This is a genomic window from Bacillus cereus group sp. BfR-BA-01356, assembly GCF_022663635.1.
In the GTDB taxonomy this organism is placed as follows: Bacteria; Bacillota; Bacilli; order Bacillales; family Bacillaceae_G; genus Bacillus_A; species Bacillus_A cereus.
Genome location: NZ_JAKUFX010000001.1, coordinates 178,931 through 192,314, shown reverse-complemented (window position 1 = coordinate 192,314; position 13,384 = coordinate 178,931). Strand labels below are relative to the sequence as shown.

Below are 13,384 nucleotides of genomic sequence, written 5' to 3'. Positions count from 1 at the left end.
ATTTTATTCTTCTATAAAGGTTCATTGTGAAAAGGTAGCAGCTATGCTAAAATTTTGAGGTACACTGTCTTTGTGGGGGAAATGAAAATGATATATTATGTAATAGCGTTATTCGTCATTGCTATCGATCAAATATCGAAGTGGTTAATTGTAAAGAACATGGAATTGGGTACGAGTATTCCGATTATCGACAATGTATTATACATAACATCACATCGAAATAGAGGCGCTGCTTGGGGTATTTTAGAAAATAAAATGTGGTTCTTCTACATTATTACAGTTGTTTTTGTAGTGTTTATTGTATTTTATATGAAAAAGTATGCGAAAACAGACAAGCTTCTAGGTATTTCGTTAGGCCTAATTTTGGGCGGGGCAATTGGTAACTTTATTGATCGTGTATTTAGACAAGAAGTAGTGGATTTCATTCACGTGTATATTTTCTCGTACAACTATCCAGTATTCAATATAGCTGATTCAGCATTATGTATTGGTGTTGTATTAATTATTATTCAAACATTATTAGAAGGCAAGAAAGCGAAGGAGTAATTGAATGAGTGAAGTAGTACAAGTAACAGTTGCAGCAGAGCAAAAAAACGAGCGAATTGATAAATTCGTTACAGGGATAAATAACGAATGGTCACGTACGCAAGTGCAGCAATGGATTAAAGATGAAGTTGTGACAGTAAACGGGAAAGCGGTAAAAGGGAATTATAAAGTAAAAGAAGAAGATGAAATTACAGTAACAATTCCTGAACCAGAAGAGTTAGATATTCAACCAGAGGATTTAAATTTAGAAATTTATTATGAAGATGCAGATGTGCTTGTTGTAAATAAGCCACGTGGTATGGTTGTACATCCAGCACCAGGGCATACAAGTGGTACACTTGTAAATGGCCTTATGCACCATTGTACAGACTTATCAGGCATTAACGGTGTAATGCGTCCAGGTATCGTGCATCGTATCGATAAAGATACATCTGGACTATTAATGGTTGCTAAAAATGATATGGCACATGAATCGCTTGTAAATCAGCTTGTAGCAAAAACAGTAACGAGACGTTACAAAGCGATTGTACACGGTGTGATTCCGCATGATAAGGGAACGATTGATGCTCCGATTGCTCGTGATAAGAAAGAGCGTCAAAGTATGACAGTTGATGAAAATGGTAAGAACGCTGTTACGCATTTCCAAGTGTTAGAACGCTTTAAAGACTTTACACTTGTAGAATGTCGCTTAGAAACGGGACGTACACACCAAATTCGTGTTCATATGAAATATATTGGCTATCCACTTGCAGGAGATCCGAAGTATGGTCCGAAGAAAACGTTAGATATGAATGGACAAGCACTTCATGCGGGTATTTTAGGCTTTGATCATCCTCGTACTGATGAATATATTCAGTTTGAGGCACCGATTCCAGAAGTGTTTGAAGACGCATTAAATATTTTACGAAAATAGTATTGACAAATCATAAGAAAACTGAGATACTGACAACAGTTAAATAATGATCCTTTAACACAGCCCCGTGAGGTTGAGAAGGTAACGGTTTGAAATACTTAGGGTATGTTGTACCCTTTTTTCAAAAGTCCTCTCGCACACGCTGAGAGGACTTTTTTTATACCATTACTCTCACGCAAGAAAAAAGCTTGGAGGTGTAGAGCATGCAAGAGAAAGCTGTCGTTTTAGATGACCAAATGATTCGCCGCGCTTTAACACGAATTAGTCATGAAATCGTGGAACGAAATAAAGGTGTCGATAATTGTGTTCTTGTCGGAATTAAAACTCGTGGAATTTTTATTGCACAACGTTTGGCAGAACGAATTGGTCAAATTGAAGGAAAAGAAATGGAAGTTGGAGAGTTAGACATTACGTTATATCGTGATGATTTAACACTACAATCGAAAAATAAAGAACCACTTGTAAAAGGTTCTGATATCCCTGTAGATATTACGAAGAAAAAAGTTATCCTTGTGGATGACGTATTATATACAGGAAGAACAGTTCGAGCAGCAATGGATGCTCTTATGGATTTAGGTAGACCATCTCAAATCCAATTGGCGGTTCTTGTTGATAGAGGTCATCGCGAATTACCAATTCGCGCTGATTATGTAGGGAAGAATATTCCAACATCAAGTGAAGAGCGTATCGAAGTTGATTTGCAAGAGACAGATCAACAAGATCGAGTAAGCATATACGATAAGTAAAGCCCTTTTAAATGTAGTCCTGTGAGGCTGCCAAAGGGTCTTGGCTTTCATATGTCAAATTTGGCATACGAAAGTGTAGGACTCTTTGTGCACAGGCACAAAGAGTTTTTTTATTGCAAAGATTTAAACTGAAGGAGGATGTAACAATGGAACAAAAGCCAGTGTTAGACGTTAATGAAGTACCGAAACCGGGAAAATGGTTATTTTTAAGTATACAACATTTGTTCGCGATGTTTGGATCAACAGTGCTTGTTCCGTTTTTAACAGGATTGAATCCATCAGTAGCATTAATATCAAGTGGATTAGGAACGTTAGCGTTTCTTCTTATAACGAAAGGTCAAGTACCTGCTTATCTAGGATCATCATTCGCCTTTATCGCACCGATTATAACAGCGAAAACGGCAGGTGGACCGGGAGCGGCAATGCTTGGTGGTTTGCTAGCAGGACTTGTGTACATCTTAATCTCACTCGGAATTAAGAAATCAGGATCAGAGTGGATTATGAAATTACTACCACCAATCGTAGTTGGTCCAGTAGTAATGGTAATCGGTCTAGCTTTAGCACATACAGCAGTTAACATGGCGATGAACGGTGCGGATGGCAAATATAGCTTTACACACTTTTCAGTAGCGTTAGTAACATTAGCAATTACAATTATATGCTCGATATTTGGAAGAGGATTTTTCAGTATCATACCAGTGTTACTTGGCATTATCGGCGGATATATCTTCGCTTACTTCCAAGGGCTAGTAGACTTAAAGCCGGTAGCTGAGGCAAAATGGTTTGTTGTACCAGATTTCACAGTACCATTTGTAACATACACACCAGAGTTTTCATGGAAGATTGTACTCTTGATGGTACCAGTTGCACTAGTAACAATATCAGAACATATCGGACATCAAATTGTTCTTGGAAATGTTATTAAAAGAGATTTAATTGAAAAACCAGGTTTACACCGTTCAATCTTCGGTGACGGAGTAGCAACATTAATCGCGTCACTAATCGGTGGGCCACCGAATACAACGTATGGTGAAAACATCGGTGTGCTAGCAATTACGAGAGCATACAGTGTATACTTATTCATCGGTTCAGCAGTATTCGCAATCATGTTCGGATTTATCGGTAAGATTTCTGCACTGATTCATTCGATCCCAACACCAGTTATGGGTGGTGTATCAATCTTACTATTCGGTGTAATCGCATCAAGCGGATTACGCATGATGGTAGATGATAAAACAGATTTAAGTGACAAACGAAACTTAATGATTGCATCAGTAATATTAGTAATCGGTATTGGTGGAGCGGTACTTCATGTAGGAGAATCATTCCAAGTAGAAGGAATGGCACTAGCAGCAATTGTAGGTGTACTGTTAAATCTACTACTACCGGAAACGAAACAAATAAAACAATCTAAGCAGATTGCTTCATAATAATAACCTTTTAATTCAGTCCTGTGAGACCGGAAAGGGTGGCTTCTTTCTTGCACCCTAGTCTCACACGATTAGGGTATTTTTATGCAAAGGTTGTTATAAAAATTCAAAAGTGGTAACATAAAAATCAGAAAGATGAGGGATGACGATGAGCCATTTGTTAACGATGAGTGAATTATCGGAAGTAGAAATTTCAGAAATCCTAAAAGATGCAGAAGATTTTGCGAATGGAAAAGAGAGCAAAACGACAGAGCAAACTTTTGTTGCGAACTTGTTCTTTGAGAATAGTACGAGAACGAGATTTAGCTTTGAAGTTGCTGAGAAGAGATTAGGACTTGATGTTTTAAACTTTTCAGCTGATGCATCTAGCGTACAAAAAGGAGAAACTCTATACGATACGATAAGAACACTAGAATCAATCGGAACAAAAGCAGTGGTCATCCGCCACGAGCAAGATCGCTACTTCGATGAACTAAAAGATCAGGTGAATATTCCAATCTTAAATGCTGGAGATGGATGCGGAAACCACCCAACACAGTGCCTACTGGACCTTCTTACAATTAAACAAGAGTTTGGAAGATTTGAAGGTTTGAAGATTGCAATAGTAGGAGATGTTCGTCATAGCCGAGTAGCACGTTCTAATGCAGAAGCATTAACGAAGCTTGGTGCAACAATTTACTTTGCAAGTCCAGAAGAGTGGCAAGATGAAGACAACACATTTGGAACATACAAACCATTAGATGAACTTGTTCCAGAAGTTGATGTAATGATGTTACTCCGTGTACAACATGAGCGTCATGATCATTATGAAACAGACATTATGAAAGAATATCATGAGAAACACGGATTAACAGTAGAAAGAGAAAAGCGTATGAAAGAAGGAAGCATTATTATGCATCCAGCTCCTGTAAACCGTGATGTTGAAATTGCAAGTGAACTTGTTGAGTGTGAGCGTTCACGTATATTTAAACAAATGGAAAATGGAGTTTACGTAAGAATGGCTGTACTAAAACGCGCCTTACCAAATGTATTAGGAGGAATGAAACATGAATTATTTGTTTAAAAATGGTCGTTATATGAATGAAGAAGGAAAAATCGTAGCAACGGATCTTCTCGTACAAGACGGTAAAATCGCTAAGGTAGCAGAAAATATTACGGCAGATAATGCTGAAGTAATCGATGTGAACGGAAAGTTAATCGCACCTGGATTAGTAGATGTACACGTACATCTTCGTGAACCAGGTGGTGAACATAAAGAAACAATTGAAACAGGTACACTAGCAGCGGCAAAAGGTGGATTCACTACAATTTGCGCAATGCCAAATACACGCCCGGTACCAGATTGCAGAGAACATATGGAAGACTTGCAAAAACGTATTGAAGAAAAAGCTCATGTTAACGTACTACCATACGGAGCAATTACAGTACGTCAAGCTGGTTCTGAAATGACAGATTTCGAAACATTAAAAGAACTTGGAGCATTTGCTTTCACAGATGACGGCGTAGGCGTACAAGATGCGAGCATGATGTTAGCGGCTATGAAACGTGCAGCAAAATTAGATATGGCAGTAGTTGCGCACTGTGAAGAGAATACGCTTATTAATAAAGGTTGTGTACATGAAGGGAAGTTTTCTGAGAAACACGGATTAAACGGTATCCCATCAGTATGTGAATCTGTACATATTGCAAGGGATATACTGCTTGCTGAAGCAGCAGATTGCCACTATCACGTATGTCATGTAAGTACGAAAGGTTCTGTACGTGTAATCCGTGATGCGAAACGCGCTGGAATTAAAGTAACAGCAGAAGTAACACCGCATCACCTAGTGTTATGTGAAGATGATATCCCATCAGCTGATCCTAACTTTAAAATGAACCCACCGCTTCGTGGAAAAGAAGACCATGCAGCATTAATTGAAGGTTTATTAGATGGAACGATCGATATGATCGCAACTGACCATGCACCGCATACAGCGGAAGAGAAAGCACAAGGAATTGAAAGAGCACCGTTTGGAATTACTGGTTTTGAAACAGCATTCCCGCTTCTATACACAAACCTTGTGAAAAAGGGAGTTATTACGCTAGAACAGTTAATTCAATTCTTAACAGAAAAGCCAGCTGATACATTCGGCTTAGAAGCAGGTCGCCTAAAAGAAGGTAGAGCAGCTGATATTACAATCATTGATTTAGAACAAGAAGAAGAGATTGACCCAACAACATTCTTATCAAAAGGAAAAAATACACCATTCGCAGGTTGGAAATGCCAAGGATGGCCGGTAATGACAATCGTTGGTGGTAAGATCGCATGGCAAAAGGAGAGTGCATTAGTATGAAAAGACAACTTATCTTAGAAGATGGAACAGTATTAATTGGAACAGGTTTCGGAGGCGAAATCGAAAAGTCAGGTGAGGTTGTATTTACAACAGGAATGACTGGATATCAAGAAACATTATCTGATCCATCATATTGCGGTCAAATCGTAACATTCACGTACCCATTAATCGGAAACTACGGCATTAACCGTGACGATTTTGAATCCATTCACCCATCTGTAAATGGTTTAATCGTAAACGAAATTTGTGATCACCCATCAAACTTCCGTAATGAAATTTCGTTAAATGATTACTTGAAAGAAAGAAATATCCCAGGATTAGCAGGGATTGATACGAGAAAATTAACGAGAAAAATTCGTCAATACGGTACATTACGTGGACGCCTTTGTAACATGGATGCAGATGTAGAGTACATTGTAAGCCAATTAAAAGCGACAGTATTTACAGATCATGTAAAACGCGTATCAACGAAAGATCCATACCCAAGCCCAGGTCGTGGTCACCGAGTTGTACTAGTAGACTTCGGTATGAAACATGGTATTTTACGAGAATTAAATAAGCGTGACTGTGATGTAATTGTAGTTCCTTACAACACAACAGCGGAAGAAATTTTACGCCTTAGCCCAGATGGAATTATGTTAAGTAATGGACCTGGAGATCCGAAAGATGTACCAGAAGCAATTGAAATGTTAAAAGACATTATCGGTAAAGTTCCTTTATTCGGAATTTGCCTAGGACATCAATTGTTCGCTCTAGCATCAGGTGCAAATACAAGTAAGTTGAAATTTGGTCACCGTGGTTTAAACCATCCAGTAAAAAATCTTGCAACTGGAAAAGTAGCAATTACATCTCAAAACCACGGATACGCAGTAGAAGAAGAATCAGTTGAAAATACAGATCTTGAAATTACACATGTTGCTTTAAACGATGGAACGGTAGAAGGTCTTCGTCATAAGAAGTTCCCGGCATTTACAGTACAATACCATCCAGAGGCTTCAGCGGGACCAGAAGATGCAAATGATTTATTCGAAGATTTCTTAACAATGATTGAAAAATTCAAGAAAGAAGGGGAAGAGTTATGCCAAAACGCCTAGACATTAACACAATTTTAGTAATCGGATCAGGACCAATTGTAATTGGGCAAGCAGCGGAGTTTGACTACTCTGGTACACAAGCTTGTCAATCTCTTAAAGAGGAAGGTTACAAAGTAATCCTTGTTAACTCTAACCCAGCAACAATTATGACGGATACTGCAACAGCTGATAAAGTATACATCGAGCCATTAACATTAGAATTCGTAAGCCGTATTATTCGTAAAGAACGTCCTGATGCAATCCTACCAACATTAGGTGGTCAAACAGGTTTAAACATGGCTGTTGAACTTGCAAAATCAGGCGTACTTGACGAGTGCGGAGTTGAAATTTTAGGAACAAAATTATCAGCAATCGAGCAAGCGGAAGATCGTGATTTATTCCGTACATTAATGCAAGATTTAAATGAACCAACACCACCAAGTGAAATTATTCATAACCTTGATGAAGCATATGGATTTGTAAACGAAATTGGTTACCCAGTAATCGTTCGACCAGCGTTCACATTAGGAGGAACGGGCGGCGGAATTTGTCATAACGAAGAAGAGCTAATTGAAATCGTAACAAGTGGTTTAAAACATAGCCCAGTAACACAATGTTTATTGGAGAAAAGTATTGCTGGCTGTAAAGAAATTGAATACGAAGTAATGCGTGATTCAAATGATAACGCAATTGTAGTGTGTAACATGGAAAATATCGATCCAGTTGGTGTTCATACAGGTGATTCAATCGTTGTAGCACCGAGCCAAACGCTAAGCGACCGTGAATACCAAATGTTACGTAACACGTCATTACGAATTATTCGTGCACTAGGAATTGAAGGTGGATGTAACGTTCAGCTTGCACTAGATCCATATAGCTTCCAATACTATGTAATCGAAGTAAATCCACGTGTAAGTCGTTCATCTGCACTAGCATCTAAAGCAACTGGATATCCAATTGCGAAATTAGCAGCAAAAATTGCAGTCGGCTTAACGTTAGATGAAATCGTAAACCCAGTAACACAAAAAACTTACGCTTGCTTCGAGCCAGCGTTAGACTATGTTGTTTCAAAAATTCCACGTTGGCCGTTTGATAAGTTTGAATCAGCGAACAGAACGCTTGGAACACAAATGAAAGCAACTGGTGAAGTTATGTCAATCGGACGTAACTTAGAAGAATCATTACTAAAAGCAGTTCGTTCTTTAGAGCTTGGCATTTATCACTTAGAATTAGACCACTTAAAAGAACTTGATAAAGAAACGATGAAAAAACGTATCATTAAAGCGGATGATGAACGACTGTTTATTGTAGCAGAAGCAATTCGCCAAGGTGTAACGAAAGAAGAAATCAATGAATGGTGTGAAATGGACTTCTTCTTCTTACAAAAAGTTGAAAACATCGTAAATATGGAACGTGAAGTAAAAGCGAATGTAGAAAATATGGAAGTACTACAAACTGCAAAAGAAATGGGCTTCAGCGATCACTACATTGCAGCAGCTTGGAACAAAACGGAGCGCGAAATTTACGATATGCGTAAAGAAAATAATATGATGCCAGTATTCAAAATGGTAGATACTTGTGCGGCAGAGTTTGAATCTGCAACGCCATATTACTACAGCACATATGCGGACGAAAATGAATCGATTGTAACAGATCGTAAGAGTGTAGTAGTTCTAGGATCTGGTCCGATCCGTATTGGTCAAGGTGTTGAGTTTGATTACGCAACAGTTCACTCAGTATGGGCAATTAAAGAAGCTGGATATGAAGCAATTATCATTAACAACAACCCAGAAACAGTTTCAACAGACTTCAGTATTTCTGACAAATTATACTTTGAACCATTAACGATTGAAGATGTAATGCATATTATCGATTTAGAAAAACCAGAAGGTGTTATCGTTCAGTTCGGTGGACAAACGGCAATTAACTTAGCAGCGAAACTAGAAGAACACGGTGTGAAAATTTTAGGAACATCACTTGAAGACTTAGACCGTGCAGAAGATCGTGATAAATTCGAAGCTGCTTTAACAAAACTTGGCATCCCGCAACCAGTTGGTAAAACAGCAACGACTGTAGAACAAGCGGTAGCAATCGCAGAAGAAATTGGTTACCCAGTATTAGTAAGACCATCTTACGTACTAGGTGGACGTGCGATGGAAATCGTATATCGCCAAGAAGAACTACTGCACTACATGAAAAATGCAGTTAAAGTTCATGCAGATCACCCAGTATTAATCGACCGTTACATGGTTGGTAAAGAAATTGAAGTAGATGCAATTTCCGATGGTGAGAATGTATTCATTCCAGGTATTATGGAACATATTGAACGCGCTGGAGTTCACTCTGGTGACTCAATTGGAGTATATCCACCACAAAGTTTATCTGAAAAACTAAAAGAACAAATCATTGAACATACAATTGCACTTGGAAAAGGATTAAACATTGTTGGATTACTAAATATCCAGTTTGTAGTATTCAAAGATCAAGTGTACGTAATTGAAGTAAATCCACGTGCAAGCCGTACAGTACCGTTCTTAAGTAAAATTACAGGCGTACCGATGGCGAATGTTGCAACGAAAGTTATTTTAGGGCAAGACCTAGTAGAGCAAGGATACGGAACTGGCTATCACCCAGAAGAGAAAGAAGTATATGTAAAAGCTCCGGTATTCTCATTCGCGAAACTACGCTCAGTTGATACAACATTAGGACCTGAAATGAAATCAACAGGGGAAGTAATGGGTAAAGACTTAACGCTTGAAAAAGCATTGTATAAAGGATTAGTTGCTTCTGGAATTAACATCCCAACGCACGGCTCAGTAATCATTACTGTAGCGGATAAAGATAAAGAAGAGGCGATGGAAATTGCAAAACGTTTCCACGAAATCGGCTATAACTTATTAGCAACAGCTGGAACAGCACAATCATTAGAAGAGCAAAATATCCCAGTACAAGTTGTAAACAAAATTGATTCTGAAGACTACAACTTACTAGATATTATCCGTCAAGGAAAAGCACAGTTTGTAATTAACACATTAACAAAAGGTAAACAACCAGCGCGTGATGGTTTCCGCATTCGCCGTGAATCAGTAGAAAATGGTGTGGCTTGCTTAACATCACTTGATACAACAAGAGCAATCTTACGAGTATTAGAATCTATGACATTCTCAGCTCATTCAATGAAAGAAATTACGCAAACAAAGCGTCACGAGGTGGTACATGCATGATGCAAAAGCAAAATATGATCGTCGTTAACCAAAAAGAAATCGCAAAAAATATTTACGAATTAGTGCTTCAAGGAACGTTAGTACAGCAAATGAACGAACCAGGGCAGTTTGTACACATTAAGGTAGCAGAGGGCATTGCGCCCCTTCTGCGCCGCCCAATTAGTATTTGTAATGTAGATCAAGAGAAGAACGAATTTACAATGCTATATCGTGCCGAAGGACAAGGGACAAAAACATTAGCAACTAGAAAACAAGGTGAAATGGTAGATGTACTAGGACCATTAGGACACGGTTTTCCTGTAGAAGAAGCAGAAGCTGGTCAAACAGCTTTACTAGTAGGTGGGGGAATTGGTGTACCACCACTTTATGAATTATCACAGCGCCTCGTTGCAAAAGGTGTACGTGTTATTCACATCTTAGGCTTTCAAACGAAAGATGTAGTTTTCTATGAAGAAAAATTTGCAGAACTTGGTGATACGTACGTTGCGACAGTAGACGGTACACACGGTACAAAAGGATTTGTCACAGATGTAATTGATAATTACGGAATTGACTTTGATATTCTTTATTCATGTGGTCCGCTAGCGATGCTTCGTGCATTAGAAGGACGTTACAAAGAGAAAAAAGCCTATATTTCATTAGAAGAACGTATGGGCTGTGGTATTGGAGCTTGTTTCGCATGTGTATGCCACTTACAAGAAGATCCAAGTGGACATTCTTACAAGAAGGTGTGTAGCGACGGACCAGTATTTCCAATCGGGGAGGTTGTACTATGAACAGATTGCAAGTTGAATTACCAGGATTATCATTAAAAAATCCAATTATACCGGCATCTGGATGCTTTGGGTTTGGTCGTGAATATGCACAGTTTTACGATTTAAGTGTACTAGGATCAATCATGATTAAAGCGACGACAGAACAACCACGTTATGGAAATCCAACGCCTCGTGTTGCTGAAACACCAGGCGGCATGCTAAATGCAATCGGACTTCAAAACCCGGGATTAGACAAAGTAATGAATTCGGAATTACCATGGTTAGAACAATTTGACCTTCCAATTATTGCAAACGTTGCAGGCTCACAAGCTGAGGATTACGTAGCGGTTGCGAAGGAAATTTCTAAAGCGCCTAATGTCCATGCACTAGAATTAAACATTTCTTGTCCGAATGTAAAAACAGGTGGTATCGCCTTTGGTACAAATCCTGAAATTGCTGCTGATTTAACGAAGCGAGTAAAAGAGGTTTCTGAAGTACCTGTATACGTGAAATTGTCACCGAACGTGGCAAACATAGTAGGAATTGCAAAAGCGATTGAAAATGCAGGTGCAGATGGTTTAACGATGATTAATACATTGCTTGGTATGCGTCTAGATTTAAAAACAGCTAAACCAATTTTAGCAAACCGTACAGGCGGATTATCAGGTCCTGCGATTAAGCCAGTAGCAATTCGCATGGTACATGAAGTAAGCCAAGCGGTTAACATTCCAATTATCGGAATGGGTGGTATTGAAACAGCTGAAGATGTAATTGAATTCTTCTATGCTGGCGCAAGCGCAGTTGCAGTAGGTACAGCGAACTTTATCGATCCGTTCGTATGTCCGACAATTATTGAAGAGTTACCAGCATTATTAGATGAATTAGGATTTGATCACATTTCGGAATGTCAAGGAAGGAGCTGGAAGCAAACATGTCACAGTCGTTAATCGTTGCACTAGATTTTCCAGGGAAACAAGAAGTAGAACAATTCTTACGCCACTTTGAAGGGGAAGAGTTATTTGTCAAAGTAGGTATGGAGTTATTTTACAAAGAAGGCCCTGCGATTATTACGTACTTAAAAGAAAAGGGACATAAGATCTTCTTAGATTTAAAACTTCATGATATTCCGAATACAGTAAAAAGCGCTATGCGTAGCCTAGCTAGTCTAGATGTTGATATGGTAAATGTTCATGCTGCTGGGGGAAGCAGCATGATGAAAGCTGCGATTGAGGGATTAGAGGAAGGTAAGCAAGAAGGAAAAGAGAGACCGATTTGTATTGCAGTTACACAACTAACAAGCACTTCGGAAGCTATGATGAAAAAAGAGATCGGCATTGAGAAAACGTTAGAAGAAGCGGTTGCTCATTATGCAAAATTAACGAAAGAAAGTGGACTTGATGGCGTTGTTTGTTCAACACTTGAAGTTCCAAAATTACGTGAAGTATGCGGAAATGAATTTGTAACAGTAACACCGGGGATTCGTCTTGCAAGCGATGATGTAAATGACCAAGTGCGCGTAGCAACACCGAAACGTGCGAGGGAACTTGGCTCAAGCTACATCGTAGTTGGACGTAGTATTACAAAAGCAGAAAATCCGCTTGAAGCGTATAAAACAGTAAAACAACAGTGGGAAGGTGTAACAGTATGAAAAAAGAAATCGCATCGCATTTATTAGAAATTGGAGCAGTATTTTTACAACCGAATGATCCATTCACTTGGTCTTCAGGTATGAAATCACCAATTTATTGTGATAACCGTTTAACTTTATCTTATCCAAAAGTACGTCAAGCGATTGCAGCTGGATTAGAAGAGTTAATTAAAGAGCACTTCCCAACTGTAGAAATTATTGCAGGAACAGCAACTGCTGGTATTGCGCACGCTGCATGGGTAAGCGATCGTATGGATTTACCAATGTGCTACGTACGTAGTAAAGCAAAAGGTCACGGTAAAGGGAACCAAATCGAAGGAAAAGCTGAAAAAGGTCAAAAAGTCGTAGTAGTAGAAGACTTAATTTCAACTGGCGGTAGTGCAATTACATGTGTAGAAGCACTTCGCGAAGCTGGATGTGAAGTATTAGGAATCGTATCAATCTTCACATACGAGCTTGAAGCAGGAAAAGAAAAACTAGAAGCAGCTAACGTAGTATCATACTCTTTAAGCGATTACAGTGCATTAACTGAAGTAGCAGCAGAAAAAGGTATGATTGGACAAGCTGAAACGAAAAAATTACAAGAGTGGCGTAAAAATCCAGCTAACGAAGCTTGGATCACAGCGTAACACGAAAAAAACGACTGCGGGGGAACGCGGTCGTTTTTTTATATCATTGTTAAAAATTCAAGTAAAGTTCCATCAATATCAAAGAAA

12 protein-coding genes are annotated in these 13,384 nt (G+C 38.8%); all 12 read left to right on the top strand.

The genetic code is table 11. From position 1 onward, the window contains the following. Positions 1 to 87 precede the first annotated feature (87 nt). The 12 genes from lspA to pyrE all read left to right on the top strand — a co-directional run bounded on the left by lspA (position 88) and on the right by pyrE (position 13,297). Positions 88 to 546, top strand: a complete 459-nt coding sequence (gene lspA / locus MR168_RS00895) for a lipoprotein signal peptidase LspA (protein ID WP_000642180.1) — start codon at positions 88 to 90, stop codon at positions 544 to 546. Between the two features lie 4 nt (positions 547 to 550). After that, positions 551 to 1,459 (top strand): RluA family pseudouridine synthase, encoded by a 909-nt coding sequence (locus MR168_RS00890; protein ID WP_086411769.1) that lies wholly within the window; start codon positions 551 to 553, stop codon positions 1,457 to 1,459. A gap of 203 nt (positions 1,460 to 1,662) precedes the next feature. Continuing rightward, a complete protein-coding gene (gene pyrR / locus MR168_RS00885) occupies positions 1,663 to 2,205 on the top strand; it encodes a bifunctional pyrimidine operon transcriptional regulator/uracil phosphoribosyltransferase (RefSeq protein ID WP_001156491.1) in 543 nt (180 codons plus the stop codon). Between the two features lie 146 nt (positions 2,206 to 2,351). After that, positions 2,352 to 3,635, top strand: a complete 1,284-nt coding sequence (gene uraA, locus MR168_RS00880) for a uracil permease (RefSeq protein ID WP_000435928.1) — start codon at positions 2,352 to 2,354, stop codon at positions 3,633 to 3,635. A 148-nt stretch (positions 3,636 to 3,783) separates the two neighbouring features. Then, positions 3,784 to 4,698, top strand: a complete 915-nt coding sequence (gene pyrB, locus MR168_RS00875; RefSeq protein ID WP_000018861.1) for an aspartate carbamoyltransferase — start codon at positions 3,784 to 3,786, stop codon at positions 4,696 to 4,698. Further along, a complete protein-coding gene (pyrC, locus tag MR168_RS00870; RefSeq protein WP_001108367.1) occupies positions 4,682 to 5,968 on the top strand; it encodes a dihydroorotase in 1,287 nt (428 codons plus the stop codon). Before pyrB ends, pyrC begins: the two co-directional genes overlap by 17 nt. Then, positions 5,965 to 7,062: a carbamoyl phosphate synthase small subunit gene (locus MR168_RS00865; protein WP_086411768.1), complete on the top strand. Its 1,098-nt coding sequence runs from the start codon at positions 5,965 to 5,967 to the stop codon at positions 7,060 to 7,062. The genes pyrC and MR168_RS00865 overlap by 4 nt, the downstream gene beginning before the upstream one ends. Next, positions 7,047 to 10,265, top strand: a complete 3,219-nt coding sequence (gene carB, locus MR168_RS00860) for a carbamoyl-phosphate synthase large subunit (protein WP_086411767.1) — start codon at positions 7,047 to 7,049, stop codon at positions 10,263 to 10,265. Before MR168_RS00865 ends, carB begins: the two co-directional genes overlap by 16 nt. After that, entirely contained in the window at positions 10,262 to 11,041 is a 780-nt protein-coding gene (pyrK, locus tag MR168_RS00855; RefSeq protein WP_000983359.1) for a dihydroorotate oxidase B electron transfer subunit, read from the top strand. Before carB ends, pyrK begins: the two co-directional genes overlap by 4 nt. Next, positions 11,038 to 11,967: a dihydroorotate oxidase B catalytic subunit gene (pyrD, locus tag MR168_RS00850; RefSeq protein WP_086411766.1), complete on the top strand. Its 930-nt coding sequence runs from the start codon at positions 11,038 to 11,040 to the stop codon at positions 11,965 to 11,967. Before pyrK ends, pyrD begins: the two co-directional genes overlap by 4 nt. Next, positions 11,952 to 12,668: an orotidine-5'-phosphate decarboxylase gene (gene pyrF / locus MR168_RS00845; RefSeq protein ID WP_006928308.1), complete on the top strand. Its 717-nt coding sequence runs from the start codon at positions 11,952 to 11,954 to the stop codon at positions 12,666 to 12,668. The genes pyrD and pyrF overlap by 16 nt, the downstream gene beginning before the upstream one ends. After that, positions 12,665 to 13,297, top strand: coding sequence for an orotate phosphoribosyltransferase (pyrE, locus tag MR168_RS00840; RefSeq protein ID WP_000711443.1), 633 nt, complete (start codon positions 12,665 to 12,667; stop codon positions 13,295 to 13,297). Before pyrF ends, pyrE begins: the two co-directional genes overlap by 4 nt. The last annotated feature ends 87 nt before the right edge of the window (positions 13,298 to 13,384 follow it).

Excerpts from the sequence above, each read along its gene's own strand:
- uraA (WP_000435928.1), top strand. The coding sequence starts at position 2,352 with ATGGAACAAAAGCCAGTGTTAGACGTTAATGAAGTACCGAAACCGGGA.
- pyrR (WP_001156491.1), top strand. The coding sequence starts at position 1,663 with ATGCAAGAGAAAGCTGTCGTTTTAGATGACCAAATGATTCGCCGCGCT.
- pyrF (WP_006928308.1), top strand. The coding sequence starts at position 11,952 with ATGTCACAGTCGTTAATCGTTGCACTAGATTTTCCAGGGAAACAAGAA.
- MR168_RS00865 (WP_086411768.1), top strand. The coding sequence starts at position 5,965 with ATGAAAAGACAACTTATCTTAGAAGATGGAACAGTATTAATTGGAACA.
- pyrC (WP_001108367.1), top strand. The coding sequence starts at position 4,682 with ATGAATTATTTGTTTAAAAATGGTCGTTATATGAATGAAGAAGGAAAA.
- pyrE (WP_000711443.1), top strand. The coding sequence starts at position 12,665 with ATGAAAAAAGAAATCGCATCGCATTTATTAGAAATTGGAGCAGTATTT.
- carB (WP_086411767.1), top strand. The coding sequence starts at position 7,047 with ATGCCAAAACGCCTAGACATTAACACAATTTTAGTAATCGGATCAGGA.
- pyrD (WP_086411766.1), top strand. The coding sequence starts at position 11,038 with ATGAACAGATTGCAAGTTGAATTACCAGGATTATCATTAAAAAATCCA.
- lspA (WP_000642180.1), top strand. The coding sequence starts at position 88 with ATGATATATTATGTAATAGCGTTATTCGTCATTGCTATCGATCAAATA.
- MR168_RS00890 (WP_086411769.1), top strand. The coding sequence starts at position 551 with ATGAGTGAAGTAGTACAAGTAACAGTTGCAGCAGAGCAAAAAAACGAG.
- pyrB (WP_000018861.1), top strand. The coding sequence starts at position 3,784 with ATGAGCCATTTGTTAACGATGAGTGAATTATCGGAAGTAGAAATTTCA.
- pyrK (WP_000983359.1), top strand. The coding sequence starts at position 10,262 with ATGATGCAAAAGCAAAATATGATCGTCGTTAACCAAAAAGAAATCGCA.